Here is a 14,360-nt window from a genome sequence, read left to right as displayed (position 1 = left end):
AGGATTTATAGAATATAAAAAGTGAATTGGTCAGATATCTTAGCAGAAGAAAAGCAGAAACCTTATTTTAAGAAAATATTAGAGTTTTTGGCTAGTGAAACATCTGTTGGTAAAATTATTTTTCCTACAAAAGAAAATGTTTTTAGTGCTTTTAAGTATACCGAGCTAGATGATTTAAAGGTCGTAATTTTGGGGCAAGATCCTTATCATAATTATAATCAAGCCCATGGACTTGCTTTTTCTGTGCAGAAAGGAATTGATGTTCCACCATCACTACGTAATATTTACAAAGAATTAGAGCGCAGTATCGCAGAATTTAAGATTCCTGAGCATGGTTGTCTGATAAATTGGGCAAAGCAAGGAGTATTTCTGCTAAACACGACACTTACGGTAGAAGCTCATAAGGCTAATTCACATAAAGATATTGGTTGGGAGATTTTTACAGATGCTGTAATTCAAAAGATATCTAACAATAAGCTAAATGTTGTGTTTATGCTGTGGGGCTCACATGCTCGTAAGAAAAAAAATCTTATTGATGATACTAAGCACTTAATTCTTGAATCATCACATCCATCGCCTCTATCTGTATATAGAGGATTTGAAGGTTGTAATCATTTTGTGAAAGCTAATCAATATTTGACTTCAAAAGGTCTCAATCCTGTAGATTGGAAATTATAAGGGGAAAATTAGTCGACTATTGCGGTTGTTGAAAGTGTGCTACCATCTTCTAAGATTAGCATTACAGGTATTTTTTGACCTTTTGTGATTTTTTGTTTAAGGCCTATTAGCATTACATGTAACTCTTGATATGACAGATCAACACTATTATGAGGATATATTTCAATTGTCTTGATTTGCTTCATTACACGTTTATTGCCGACTGTTACAAAATGGTGAAGTTGTGTTTGGGTGTCCACTGGCGAATATGCTGCGATAATATCAACAGTTTCATTACCGCTATTCTTAATGTGCATTTTTATAGCTGTATTATTGCCTTTGGTTTCTTTTACTTCTGCATGAGTTATGCTAAGTTCGCATGATTCGATTTTACATTTTTGTTTTACATCGTCGCAAAATCCGTATGATATTAGGGTTATTATAGCTGTTAATGCTACTAGTATCTTTTTCATAAAAGTCATTTCCCTTAAATTTAAGTTTATTTGTTAATAAGCTTTCTCAAAGTATATCATTTTAGTGCTGTGTGTTGCTAGTAATGAAAGTTATTTGGGTGTTAAAGCGTTTTATGTTTAAGAGATATTTTGAGTTTTAAAGTTACTGTTTTGTCCAAGGGCAACCGTACTCACAGTTATTATCTTCTGGATTTTTATTTTTATTCCAAAAATTAGATTTGTAATTTATTCCATTCACTTTTGCAAAATCACCTTCAACATATGTTTTCTTAGGATCCCAGTCACCTTCTGGAACTGGAGGAGTTGGTTGAGGATTTAGATTTTGCCATGCTGAGTCAGAGTAATCACCCACTGGAGAATATGTGGAATCGTTGCACCAGTTTGCGACTTTACATTGGTATGTGCTATCACCTGCGCTAACAACTGTACCAGCTACATATTCACCAATACCATCAGGATACTTATACTGTGGCTTTGGTGTTGGGCCAGGTTGTGGTCCAGGACCAGGCTGCTTGTCATATATTGCTGTGAAATCTATGTTGTCATTTTTTGCTAAATTGGCAATGGCTTTGTTGATGATTTTATAGATTACTAGTCTCTGTTGATTTTTTGTCTTAGGAGTATTTGAGAAGCTTAGTTCAGTTTCTGTTATTTTTAGTTGTTTTATGGCTTGATCAAAAGCTGTATTAGCATCTGAAATATTAATATACTTAAGTTCATCATTGCTATTTCTATAGGATAGTTTGTGCATTACCATTCCAAATACTGCTTTAAGCCTTTCAATTTTGAATATTACTTCATTGTTGACTTGAAGTTCAGTTTTTTCTAGCTTTGCATTGTTGTTATTAAATATCTGATTGATATAGAAAGATACTTGTCTAGGATAGCGATAGTATGTTGCTTCACCATCATTAGGCTTTTCAGCACCTACTTTAGTTTGATAAGTGATTGTGTCTAACATCCAGTTGTTCATATTTTTGTATTCTTTTGAATCTGTAGACCCGTTTGCACAAATATCTAGGTATGTTTTAAGTACTGGACTGTATGAACCAGCATTGTATACAACATTCATAACAAATGGGAAGTTTAAGCCACTAGCATCACTTTTTTGAGAGTTAGCTAAACAGTCTTTCCATTGTTGGTGATACACAAACCAGTCATTAGAAGCATTAACATTCATCCTGTTGATATCATTGAAATGATAGAATGTCGTAATCATTGGTCCTGCATATATATTGTCTAAAGCTTTAGGTCCTTGGCTGTCAGTTTGCTTACCACTATCCTGATCTTCGATAGAGTAGCCTAAAACCTTTGCAATAGAGTTGTAGTTTACTAGACCAAGTGATCCTTCTTGTCCTACTCCTGGTAACCTTTTTGAATAGTCATTGATTTGATAAGGACCACCTTGTCCTTTTGATAAAAGAATATTGGCATAAGTTTCGTTCTGGATTAACTGATCAGAATCATTTGGTTTAAAATCTTTGTTAATCTGAGTCGTCATGTCTGACTCTTGCATTAGTTGCCCGATTAATGAGCCATATAAGTAATCTTTGTTGAATTTCATGTCAGGATATTTTTGTTTAATTAAATATCCGTACATAACACCAGCAATGGTATTAGACATTATTACAGTATTTGCGTATTCAGTATTTGTAGTAAAAATATCGTAAGTTGCTGATTTGCTGAAGGGGAATGTGTTGTGATAAGCAACTTCGCCTTCTTTGAGCGATGTGTTTGCTAGTGATGCTACTGGTAGTGCCAGTGATGCTAATATTGAGCTTATGATAATTTTTTTCATATTTAGTAATCTCCTCAAAATAATGTAATATTTCATGTTTGGAATTTTGTGGACATATTATATATTAAAATTAGAGTTGCTAATTTATCATATATTGATAGTCCTTATCAAAATTTGATAGATGTTGTTTGGATAATGTTACTACGTAAGTGTTTGGTTCTTGCTTAGGCTTAGTGCGGTCTCTAAAGAGTGCTTTTTGCTATTGAATGTGTTAGAATGTCAGCTATATGTTTTATCTTTGTAATAAGCGATAAGTAATGTCTATACCTACTAAAGAATCATCATCTATAAATATAGAGAAAGAACTTAAACAATCATATCTTGATTATGCAATGAGTGTGATCGTTGGTCGTGCCTTGCCAGATGTGAGAGATGGTTTGAAGCCAGTTCACCGCCGAGTGCTTTTTGCAATGAATGAGTTGTCTAATTATTACAATAGACCATATAAGAAGTCTGCTAGGGTTGTCGGTGATGTGATAGGTAAGTATCATCCACATGGTGATACTGCGGTATATGATACTATCGTTAGAATGGCTCAGCCATTTTCTCTACGTTATACGTTGGTAGATGGGCAAGGTAACTTTGGTTCTGTAGATGGCGATTCTCCTGCAGCTATGCGTTATACTGAGATTAGAATGCAGAAGCTGACGCATGAGCTTTTGATTGATATAGACAAAGAAACTGTAGATTTTTCTCCAAACTATGATAATACAGAATTGGTTCCTGATGTTTTACCGACTAGAGTTCCAAATCTTTTAGTCAATGGGTCATCAGGTATTGCTGTGGGTATGGCGACAAATATTCCTCCGCACAATATGACAGAGGTTATTAATGGTACTATAGCTTTGATTGATGACTCAAAATTAACTATAGAGGATTTGATTCAATATATTCCTGCACCAGATTTTCCTACTGGGTCTTACATAAATGGTACTGATGGTATCTTGGAGGCGTATAAGACTGGTCGTGGGCGCGTTATTATGCGTGCCAAAGCTGATATTCATGAAGATGAAGCTTCTGGCAAGTCTCAGATTGTGGTTACAGAAATACCATATCAGGTTAACAAAGCCAAACTAGTTGAAAAAATAGCGGAACTTGTAAAAGATAAGAAAGTAACAGGTATATCTGAATTAAGAGATGAATCGGATAAAGATGGTATTAGGGTTGTTATTGACCTTAAGAGAGATGAGTCTCCAGAAGTTGTTTTAAATACTTTATATGCTCAAACTCAGCTACAGTGTAGTTTTGGTATAAATATGGTGGCACTAAGCGACAATAGACCTAAGTTACTTAATCTTAAGGAAATATTAGAGCAGTTCATTAAACACAGAAAAGAAGTTGTTACAAGAAGAACAATTTTTGAGTTAAGAAAATCAAAGGAACGTGCGCATATATTAGAAGGCTTATTGCTTTCGTTGGCTAATATTGATGAGATGATTGAGCTTATTAAGGCTTCTCCAAGTCCTGCCGATGCAAAAGAATCAATGCTTGCTAGATCATGGAATGGTTCTATGGTTAAGAGTATGCTTGAGGGAGTTGATGTTAAGATGTATCGTAAAGAAACATTAGCATCTCACTATGGTATTCAAGTTGATAGCTCTTACAATCTTACAGAAGAGCAGGCTGAGGCAATACTTGCTTTAAGATTGCATAGATTAACAGGTTTGGAGCAGGATAAAATTACTAACGAGTTTAAAGAACTTATTGAAAGAATTAAGTATCTAATAGGTATCTTGAGTGATGTGAATGAGCTGATTCGTGTTGTGAAAGAGGAGCTTGTTGAAATCAGAGATAACTACGGTGATACAAGGAAGTCTGAGATTATAGAATCAAGACTTGATCTTACAAGAGAAGATCTTATAGCAGAAGAAGACATGGTTGTGACTTTGTCAATGGATGGTTATGTTAAAACTCAACCGCTTAGTATGTATAATGCTCAAAAACGTGGTGGTGTTGGTAAGTCTGCAACTAAGACTAAAGAAGAAGATAGTATCTTTAAATTAATGCTTGCTTCGACTCATGACACAATGCTTTGTTTCTCTAGTTTGGGCCGAGTGTACTGGTCAAAAGTATATGATTTCCCTGTAGCAAGTAGAATTTCTAAAGGTCGACCTATTAATAATATTTTACCACTTGATAAGAATGAAAGAATAACCGCTTTAATGCCAATTTCTGAGTTTACAGAAGGTTGGTATGTGTTTATGTCAACTAAGCTTGGTAGGGTTAAAAAAGTTGATTTATCAGAGTTTGCGAGACCTCGTTCTACAGGTAAGATAGCAATTGGATTAAATGACGGTGATGAACTGTCATATGTTGCTCTTACAGATGGTTCTAAGGAAATTATGATGTTCTCAGATGCGGGTAAGGCAATTCGTTTTGGTGAGTCAGATGTTAGAGCTATGGGGCGCTCGGCTGCTGGTGTAACTGGTATGCGTTTACATGCTGATCAAAAAATAGTCTCTATGATCGTAACAAATCCTGATGAGGGCGTTGTCTTGGCAGCAACTGAGAATGGTTATGGTAAACGTACTGCAGTATCAGAATATCGTAGAACTAAAAGAGCTAGTCAAGGTGTAATAGCTATATCAACCTCTGATAGAAATGGTAAAGTTGTTGTTGCTGTTTTGGTTGGTAATGATGAAGATATAGTCATGATTACCGATAATGGAACTCTGGTTAGGACTTCATCTGATCAAGTTAGAGAATGTGGACGTTCTGCTCAGGGTGTTAGACTTATTAATCTTAGGAATAATGAAAGGCTTATAAGTCTAAAAGTAGTTAAAAAAGATGATGAAGTTGATAGTGATGATGTAGAAATTTCTGAAGCAACAGAGCAGAGTGAATAAATTAATATGCTAAAGAAAAAGGTAACTATACTGGGTGCTACAGGTTCAATAGGTGATAGTACATTAGCTGTAATTAGAGAGAGTAATGACTTTGAGGTTTATGCGTTATCAGCTTTTAGTAATGTAGAAAAGTTGGCGAGATTATGTGAAGAATTTTCACCAAAATTTGTTGTAGTTTCGGATTTACCTAAAAAGCAACAATTACAAGCCCTGATATCTGATGTTACTGTTTTGGTTGGTGAAAGTGCTTTAGAGGAAGTTTCAAGTGCGGTAGAAGTCGATTTGGTGATGTCTGCTATAGTCGGCATAGCAGGTCTTAAGCCTACCTTTGCTGCGGCTAGAGCAGGCAAGAAAATTTTGCTTGCAAATAAGGAGTCTCTTGTAACAGCTGGACATCTTTTAATTGAAGAAGTTGAGAAAAATAATGCTCAGCTTATACCTGTGGATAGTGAGCATAATGCTATATTTCAATGTATTGACAACTCAGATAAGAAATATACTAAAGAGATTAGTGAAATAGTTTTGACAGCATCTGGTGGGCCTTTTAGGGATAAAGAGTTATGTGATTTGATTGATATCACACCTGCGCAGGCTTGTGCTCATCCTAACTGGGAAATGGGGCAAAAAATATCAGTCGATTCATCTACTATGGTAAATAAAGCACTAGAAGTTATCGAGGCATATTGGCTTTTTTCTGTTTCAGCTGATAGAATAAGCGTTCTGATTCATCCTCAAAGTGTAATCCACTCTATGGTTAGATATGTGGATGGTAGTTATATAGCGCAATTAGGTGTACCAGATATGAGAACACCTATAGCAAACGCAATGTATTACCCAGTTAGAGGGTCGATTAATGTTGATAGATTGGATTTTACAAAATATGAGCTTACTTTTAGGGAAGCATGTTTTGACAGATTCGAGGCTTTGAAAATAGTTTTTGATAATTTAAAGAGTGAAAATTATTCAGCAAATATTGTTTTTAACGCTGCAAATGAAGTTTTAGTGGCAGCGTTTTTAAACGAAAGAATTAAGTATTTAGATATAATAGAAGTAAATAAAAAAGTAACAAAAGAGTTGATTTTTGAGAATCCAACAAATATAGAAGAAGTTTTTGAAATAGATAGAAAGACTCGAGAATATGTGGATTCTGTTTTGGGGTAAATTGAGTGTTTTTTTTGAGAAAGAAGTTTGTATTAGCCTCTCTTCTTATGGGTATTGCATTAAATAGCTGGGCAGATAATGACAGTTTTATATTAGACAATGTTTCCATAAAAGGTTTGGAAGGTTTACAGAGTGATGTGGTAAAGAGCCGAATTGGCTATAAGAAAGGTAGTTATATCACTCCAGAAGATACAAACCAAATTATTAATAATCTTTACGGTACAGGATTTTTTAATAGTGTTGATCTATATCGTAAGGGTAGTAACCTCTTTATTAATGTTAAAGAGAGACCAATTATTGCTGGTTTTAATTTCACAGGAAATAAAAAACTTAAAAAAGAAGATCTGGAAAAGGTCTTTACTGATGCGGGTATATATGTTGGTAATGTATATAACCCTAATACGATGTTTTTGCTTAAGCAGTCACTACTAAATCAATACTCTATGATGGGCCTATATGGTGCAGAGGTTGATGAAAATATTAGAAAACTCCCTAATAATAGGATTGATATAAACATTACCTTTAAAGAAGGGAAGCCTGCAACTATTGATTCTATAAATTTTGTAGGTAATAAAAACTTTGATGATTCAGAATTAGATAGTAGTATGGCCTTCGAAGTTCCATCTATATGGAATTTGTGGGGCTTTTTGTCGTCGTTTGATAGTTACTCTCCTGAAGGTATGAATCAATCTGTTCAAGGGGTAACTAATTATTATCTTGATAGAGGTTATCTTGATTTTAAAGTTACATCTAAGCAAGCATCAATGTCTAAGGATCGAGAGCATTCATATATCACTCTTGATGTTGCAGAAGGTGATGTATATAAGGTTGGTGACGTATCTTTGACCGGAAAATTTATTTTACCAAAGTCTGAGTTGGAATCTTTGATAAAAATAAAGCGAGGCGAGGTTTTTTCTAAAAGTAAGCTTGTTGATACGGTTGAGAGTATAAAAACCTTGTTGGGAAGTAAAGGTTATGCATTCGCTACAGTTAACCCTATTCCGACAATTGATAAGAAGAAGCGTATAGTTTCTTTCAAGTTTGTTGTAGATGCCGGTAAAAAAGTATACGTAAATAGAGTTAATTTCTTTGGTAATAATGTTACCAATGATTATGTTTTTCGTAGGCAGTTGCAGTACTATGAGCAAAGCCAGTATAATAAAGAAGCCATAGATAAGTCTCAAAGAAGGCTTGATCAGCTTCCATACGTCGCAGGTGCAGATATGGAGCTTGTGCCTGTAGAGGGCTCTGATGACTTGGTTGATGTCAACTATAATATCAAAGAGAGAAATGCGAACTCAGTTAGTGGAAGCTTAGGTTTCTCGGACTTATATGGTTTCATGATTGGTGGTAGGCTTAATATGCCTAACGTTTTTGGTACCGGCAATACCTTTAACCTTAATGCGCAGTTATCGATTCCATTCCAACAATTAGATATAAGTTATATTGATCCTTATTTTACTACTTCTGGAGTTAGTCAGAGTATTTCAGCTTATATTAATAGATCAAACTTTGCAAAAACTAATGCGGTTGCGGCATATCGATTAGATACTATCGGTGCAAGACTAATGTATGGTGTGCCAATATCAACATTTAGTAACGTTTCAGCGGGTATAACATTTGCAAATAATACTGTTAACCAATCTAATGGGTTTACTTCATCAATTGTACAATGGTTTATACAGCAACAAGGTGGGAGAAATAGCTTTAATGAGCCTGCTTTAACTGCTGGTTGGAGTTTTGATAATTCTAATAAATATATGTTCGCTACAGATGGTGGCTCATTTGATATCAATGGCTCAGTTAACATACCAGTTATTAGTAATATTGAAGCTTATAAGATTGAAGTTGGAGGTAAGTATAATATAGCTATACCAAATACAGATATGTCTGCTCTAACTATCAGGGGTGGTGTGCAGTATGGTGGTGGATATGGTGGTACTGATAACTTACCTTTTTATGAGAACTTCTACGGAGGTGGTTGGGGAAGTGTTCGTGGTTTCCTACAAGGTTCTTTAGGTCCGCGTGATATAAATTTACAAAATGGTCAAATAGGTAACTCAATTGGTGGTAACCTTAATATCTACAATAACTATGATTTACTTTTTCCAGTACCATTTATTAAAGATAGCTCAAAAATGCGAATAGGTGCATTTGTTGACATAGGTAACACTTATACTACTTATGATCTGAAAGGGGTTGTAGCACCTCAGCCAAAACAAGAGACTACTCCATCATTTACTAACCTTAAATATTCTGTGGGTGTTGAGTTTAGATGGGCTTCGCCAATGGGTCCTTTGGCAGTATCAATAGCACAGCCGTTTAATGTTCAGCCTGGAGATGTTACGCAAGTTTTCCAGTTCTCACTTGGTCAAAACTTCTAAAAAAAATAATTAATCTAGAAAATATTTATCGAAATCTAATACCAAAACGATTTAACAAGGTCTATAATATTGTGTTAGAATCTGTTATTGAATATATAATAAAAATTAAGGGAGATCTTAAAATGAAAAAAATTGTATTATCGTTGTGCGTTTTGGCTAGTGCTGTGACAGGAGTATATGCAGATACTAAGATAGCGGTAGTTAACCCTGTAGAGATCTTCAATGATTCTGATTTGGGATCAGTTAGCGTAAAGAAAATGGAAAATGACTTAAAGCCAGAGGCAGCAAAGCTTAAGCAAGAGCAAAATGATATTATGCAACAAATGAGAACGCTTCAAGAAAATTCAGCTACTATGACAAAAGCTGAGCTGGAGAAGAAGCAGCAGCAGATTCAACAAGAGCAACAGAGCTTTGCTCAAAAAGCTCAAGTTCTTCAGCAAAAAGAGTATGCTGCAAAAGATAAGTTATCTAAGAAATTCCAAGCATCTTTTGATAGTGCGGTAGCAACAGTTGCTAAACAAAAGGGTTATAATATTGTTATGACAACTCAGGCGCTAGCTTATGTAAATAATGTTGATGATATATCAAACCAAGTAATTGAAATTATGAATAAGAACTCTTAATTGTTTGGGGAGTTTTGGAATGTATTCTTTAGATTTTTTGGCCTCGAAACTAGATGGTGAAGTTAAGGGTGACAAGAGTATTGAAATAAATAGGATAGCTACTTTAGAGAAAGCAGGTGTCGGAGATATTTCTTTTTGCACGAATCCTAAGTATTTGAAGGCGCTATCAGAGACTAAAGCTTCTGCTGTGCTAATTACAGAGGAAGCCTTAGAGTTTTGTAATACAAATGCAGTTGTTTTATCAAACCCATATATGGCATTGGCTAAAGTTATGGAGTTGTTTGATAAGTCACCAAAGCCAGATGGTAAAATACATAGTAAAGCTGTAATAGCCTCAAGTGCTGTTATAGGTGAAAATGTTACTATTGGAGCAAACTCTGTTGTCGGTGAAAACGTTACTATTGGAGATAATACTTTTATTGGTGCATGCACCACTATTGATGAAGGTACTAAAATAGGTAGTGATACTTTTATAAAGAGTAATGTTTCTATTGCTCATGATGTTCAAATTGGTGCTAACTGTATAATACACCAAAATGCAGTGATTGGGTGTGATGGGTTTGGTAATGCCAGAGATGATGATGGTAGTTGGACTAAGATTCCTCAGTTAGGAAGAGTTGTAATAGAGGATGATGTTGAGATTGGCTCAGGGACTACGGTTGATAGGGGAGCTATCGATGATACCATTATTAAAAAAGGTGCTCGTATTGATAATTTGGTGCAGATAGCCCATAATGTAGTTATTGGTCGAAATACTGCCTTGGCAGGTGTTACAGCAGTAGCTGGGAGTACTACTATTGGTGATAATTGTTTGATAGGTGGACAATCTGCGATAACAGGTCATATAAGTATATGTGACAATGCAGTTATTGGCGGAGCATCTAACATAGGCAAATCGATTACTCAACCTGGGATGTATTATGCTGCATTTGAAGCTAAGCCAAGGATTCAATGGGGACGATTCGTAGCGAGATTATCTAAAATCGACAGTTTGATTAAAAAAGTAAAACAATTAGAAGATAAGTTAAATAAGTAAGGATTATTCATGAGCCAGTTTGATGAAAAAAATAAACAAATAGATGTAATGGGGATTAGAAAAATTTTACCTCATAGGTATCCTTTTGCTCTTTTAGATAAGATTGTTGATTGGAGTATTGAAGATAGAACTATTGTGGCCCATAAAAATGTAACGATAAATGAAGATTTTTTTAATGGTCACTTCCCGGAGTTTCCAGTCATGCCTGGTGTTTTAATTGTAGAAGCTATGGCTCAGGCAACTGCTATACTTGGTGAATTGATGGCTGAGACACTGTTTGCTCATGTTGTTGCTAAAGCTGGTGGTGGAAGAAGAACGTTTATGCTGGCAGGTATTGATAAGGTTAGAGTCAAAAGACCAGTCGTTCCTGGAGATGTTTTGGTTATCGAGTCACGTATGGTTAAGCAGAAAAATATTATCTGCACGGCGGAGTCTGTAGCTAAAGTTGATGGGCAAGTCGTTTGTTCAGCTGAGTTAATGGCAGCATATAAGGATTATTGATTGTGATACATAGTTTGGCAGTAGTACATGAAAGCGCCAAAATAGCCGAAAGTGCTATAATAGGACCATTCTGTGTTATTGGAGAGAATGCCGTTGTAGGTGAAGGTACAGAGCTTAAGAGTCATGTTACTGTTGGGGATAATACAGTAATAGGCAAGAATAACCGTATTTTCCAGTATGCATCAATAGGTGATGATCCTATTGATTATACTTATAAACAGGGTGACTTTTCTCAAGTTATTATTGGGGATAACAATACCATTAGAGAGTGTGTTACTATACATGGTGGCACATCAAAAGAGACAGGTATTACAACAGTTGGAAATAATAACCTCATTATGTGCTATGTTCATATAGGTCATGATTGTAAAGTTGGAAATAATATTAGTCTTGTAAATGGAGTTGGTCTTGCAGGTCATGTCCATGTCGATGATTTTGCTATTTTGAGCTCAAATGTTGGTATTCATCAGTTTTGCAGAGTTGGTAAACATGCGTTTATAGCTCATGCTGCTCTTGTTGGAAAAGATGTTCCACCATACTTAATGGTAACAGCTGTAACAGCAGGTGCAACCCCTTGTGGAATAAATACAGAAGGTCTGAAACGAAGAGGGTTTACTCCAGAGCACTTAAAGAAAATAAAAGAAGTTTATAAAGTGCTGTATAGAAAGGGCTTGATGATCAAAGAGGCGTTTGAAGTCATTAAGGAAATGGCAGATGAAGAGCCTGTGCTAGAACCATTCGTTGATGTGATAAGTACTTCACGTAGAGGCATACTAAGATAATGAGAATAGGTATTGTAGCAGGAGAGCTCTCAGGAGATCAGCTGGGTGCAACTCTTGTCGAAGCTCTGAGAAAAAAATATCCTGATGCTATAATAGAAGGTATTGGTGGCCCTAAAATGGAAAGTCAAGGGTTCAAGAGCTTATATCCTATGGATGCTCTGTCTCTAATCGGTTTTTTTGAGATTATTTCAAAAGGTCTTAATATATTAAGTATTCGTAAAAAGATAATTAATCACTTTAAACATAATAAGCCTGATATATTTATTGGTATAGATGCGCCTGACTTTAACCTAACCGTAGAAAGAAAGCTAAGGTCTGCTGGTATCAAGACTATACACTATGTTAGTCCTAAAATATGGGTGTGGAGAGAGTATCGTATCAAAAAAATCAGAAAAGCGACTGATAAGATTTTAGCAATTTTACCTTTTGAAGTGGAATACTACAAAAATAGACATGATTTTGAAGCTATATATGTAGGGCATCCGCTTGCTAAAAATATACCAATCAAGATTGATAGAGCGAAGTATAGAGAGCATCTTGGTCTTGAAAATGTAGGGTTGCCAATACTATCTGTATTACCAGGTAGTAGAACTACTGAAGTAACTAGGCTATTACCATTATTTTTGGAAGCATTGCAAAAGTTACAAGAATCTGGATATAAATTCAAAGCTATTATGCCATTAGCTAAACCGTCACTTAGATCAATATTTGCTGAGTATGATACACAAATTAGAGACTTGGAAATTGAGGTTTTTGAAACAAACTCTCACGAAGTATTAAAAGCTTCGGATTTGAGTTTATTGGCATCTGGTACAGCAACCTTAGAGGCTATGTTGTGTAAGTTACCTATGGTAGTTGGTTATAAGTTGTCTAAATTTTCAGCATTTATCGGTAGAATTCTTATACGTGGTCATAGTTATTGGGCTTTTCCAAATATTTTGCATAAAAGTGAAATAATAAAAGAACTAATTCAAGAAGATTGTACTGCAGATAATCTTTTTTATGAATTGAAAAGACTGTTTGATGATAAGCAAAGAAATGATTATATAGTTCAAGAGTTTGAAAAAATTCATGAAGATATGATTGTCGACACCGAAGAAAAGATCATAGAAGTATTGGATACAATGATAGAAAAATCTTAATTTTTATAATCTTTAAATATATAATACATGAGTATGAAAACACCAAAGGTACTAAATAAATGACATTGATATTGGCTTTAGTTTTAATTTTAGTGGTCTTAATCATAATTGATTTATTCCGTAAAAGCTTGAGAGTTAGACAAAAAGATATTCTAGCAAATATTGAACATGCAAATAGTCAAGAGCTGATAAGTCAAGCTAAAAGTTCACCAAGCAATGCACGCGTCGAGGATGTTCAGCGTGAGTATCCTTTATTGAGAGATGGTTTTTTATTAATCTATTTTGAAGGAACTCAATCTATACAGGTAAAAGATTTAGCAACATTTTTGAAGTATTATGGTATTAAATTTACAGAAGAGAAAGTTTTTCAAAAGATAAACTATAAAGATGTTATTTTTAGTGTTTTGCCTGATAATGAAGGTCAAGAATTTTTGGCTAGTAATGAGGGTGAGGTAAATGGGATAGTGGCAGTAATGAACTATAGAAAGCTCGCTAATATAGGATATGATGTTAAAACCTGCTATGAGCTCATGCTTGATATTTTGGAAGCTTTAGGTAAATCATTTAATGGTACACTAATGAATGAGCATAAAGTTAGACTTACAAAAAAAGATAAGCAAAGCTATTTGGCAGCTATATTGTAGATAGGCATATCTAATTTTAAAGAGTTTGTTCCATTTTATTACTTTCTTCTGTACTTTGAGTCCTAAAAAATAGTCAACAAATAGAATTTGGTCTGCTAAAAGCAAAAAGTATTTCTAAAGATATGAGTTTTAGTTTTTATAATTTGTATGGGAACTATATCTGATAAATTGAATAGTTTGGTGGGCCCAGTAGGACTCGAACCTACGACCTACGGATTATGAGTCCGGCGCTCTAACCAACTGAGCTATAGGCCCAAAACTATAGTCAAGATTATATTTTAAATATGGTGTTTAGTCAATAGAAATTTTGCTT

General features: G+C 34.8%; 12 protein-coding genes and 1 tRNA gene. 10 read left to right on the top strand and 3 right to left on the bottom strand.

From position 1 onward, the window contains the following. Positions 1-21: 21 nt before the first annotated feature. On the top strand, positions 22-678 hold the full coding sequence (gene ung, locus FQ699_RS01100; protein WP_146420768.1) for a uracil-DNA glycosylase: 657 nt from the start codon (positions 22-24) through the stop codon (positions 676-678). Positions 679-686: 8 nt separating this feature from the next. On the opposite strand, the gene FQ699_RS01095 is transcribed toward ung, so the two are convergent. Beyond that, on the bottom strand, positions 687-1,130 hold the full coding sequence (locus FQ699_RS01095) for a copper chaperone PCu(A)C (RefSeq protein WP_013922554.1): 444 nt from the start codon (positions 1,128-1,130) through the stop codon (positions 687-689). Positions 1,131-1,272: 142 nt separating this feature from the next. Next, complete coding sequence (locus FQ699_RS01090; RefSeq protein ID WP_146420767.1) at positions 1,273-2,928, bottom strand: chitin-binding protein; 1,656 nt, start codon at positions 2,926-2,928, stop codon at positions 1,273-1,275. A gap of 257 nt (positions 2,929-3,185) precedes the next feature. Here FQ699_RS01090 and gyrA point away from each other — a divergent pair, with 257 nt between their 5' ends. From gyrA to FQ699_RS01045, 9 genes are all read left to right on the top strand, one after another. Further along, positions 3,186-5,774 carry a DNA gyrase subunit A gene (gyrA, locus tag FQ699_RS01085; protein ID WP_146420766.1) on the top strand — a complete coding sequence of 863 codons (2,589 nt, stop codon included), beginning with the start codon at positions 3,186-3,188 and terminating at the stop codon, positions 5,772-5,774. A 6-nt stretch (positions 5,775-5,780) separates the two neighbouring features. Continuing rightward, entirely contained in the window at positions 5,781-6,935 is a 1,155-nt protein-coding gene (dxr, locus tag FQ699_RS01080) for a 1-deoxy-D-xylulose-5-phosphate reductoisomerase (protein ID WP_146420765.1), read from the top strand. Between the two features lie 5 nt (positions 6,936-6,940). Further along, positions 6,941-9,319, top strand: a complete 2,379-nt coding sequence (gene bamA, locus FQ699_RS01075) for an outer membrane protein assembly factor BamA (protein ID WP_013922559.1) — start codon at positions 6,941-6,943, stop codon at positions 9,317-9,319. Between the two features lie 122 nt (positions 9,320-9,441). Continuing rightward, positions 9,442-9,942 (top strand): OmpH/Skp family outer membrane protein, encoded by a 501-nt coding sequence (locus FQ699_RS01070; protein ID WP_146420764.1) that lies wholly within the window; start codon positions 9,442-9,444, stop codon positions 9,940-9,942. A gap of 19 nt (positions 9,943-9,961) precedes the next feature. Further along, positions 9,962-10,978 (top strand): UDP-3-O-(3-hydroxymyristoyl)glucosamine N-acyltransferase, encoded by a 1,017-nt coding sequence (lpxD, locus tag FQ699_RS01065; protein ID WP_013922561.1) that lies wholly within the window; start codon positions 9,962-9,964, stop codon positions 10,976-10,978. Between the two features lie 9 nt (positions 10,979-10,987). Then, positions 10,988-11,479, top strand: a complete 492-nt coding sequence (fabZ, locus tag FQ699_RS01060; RefSeq protein ID WP_013922562.1) for a 3-hydroxyacyl-ACP dehydratase FabZ — start codon at positions 10,988-10,990, stop codon at positions 11,477-11,479. Between the two features lie 2 nt (positions 11,480-11,481). Further along, positions 11,482-12,261, top strand: coding sequence for an acyl-ACP--UDP-N-acetylglucosamine O-acyltransferase (gene lpxA / locus FQ699_RS01055; RefSeq protein ID WP_146420763.1), 780 nt, complete (start codon positions 11,482-11,484; stop codon positions 12,259-12,261). Beyond that, positions 12,261-13,403 (top strand): lipid-A-disaccharide synthase, encoded by a 1,143-nt coding sequence (gene lpxB, locus FQ699_RS01050; RefSeq protein WP_146420762.1) that lies wholly within the window; start codon positions 12,261-12,263, stop codon positions 13,401-13,403. The genes lpxA and lpxB overlap by 1 nt, the downstream gene beginning before the upstream one ends. A gap of 59 nt (positions 13,404-13,462) precedes the next feature. Beyond that, positions 13,463-14,047, top strand: coding sequence for a cell division protein ZipA C-terminal FtsZ-binding domain-containing protein (locus FQ699_RS01045; protein WP_013922565.1), 585 nt, complete (start codon positions 13,463-13,465; stop codon positions 14,045-14,047). Between the two features lie 178 nt (positions 14,048-14,225). Here FQ699_RS01045 and FQ699_RS01040 read toward each other — a convergent pair. Beyond that, a tRNA-Ile gene (locus FQ699_RS01040) sits at positions 14,226-14,302 on the bottom strand. Positions 14,303-14,360 lie beyond the last annotated feature (58 nt).

Origin of the sequence: Francisella salimarina (assembly GCF_007923265.1) — a bacterium.
Taxonomy (GTDB): domain Bacteria; phylum Pseudomonadota; class Gammaproteobacteria; order Francisellales; family Francisellaceae; genus Francisella; species Francisella salimarina.
Note: the sequence above shows the minus strand (reverse complement) of the source record. Positions and strands in the feature narration are given on the sequence as shown.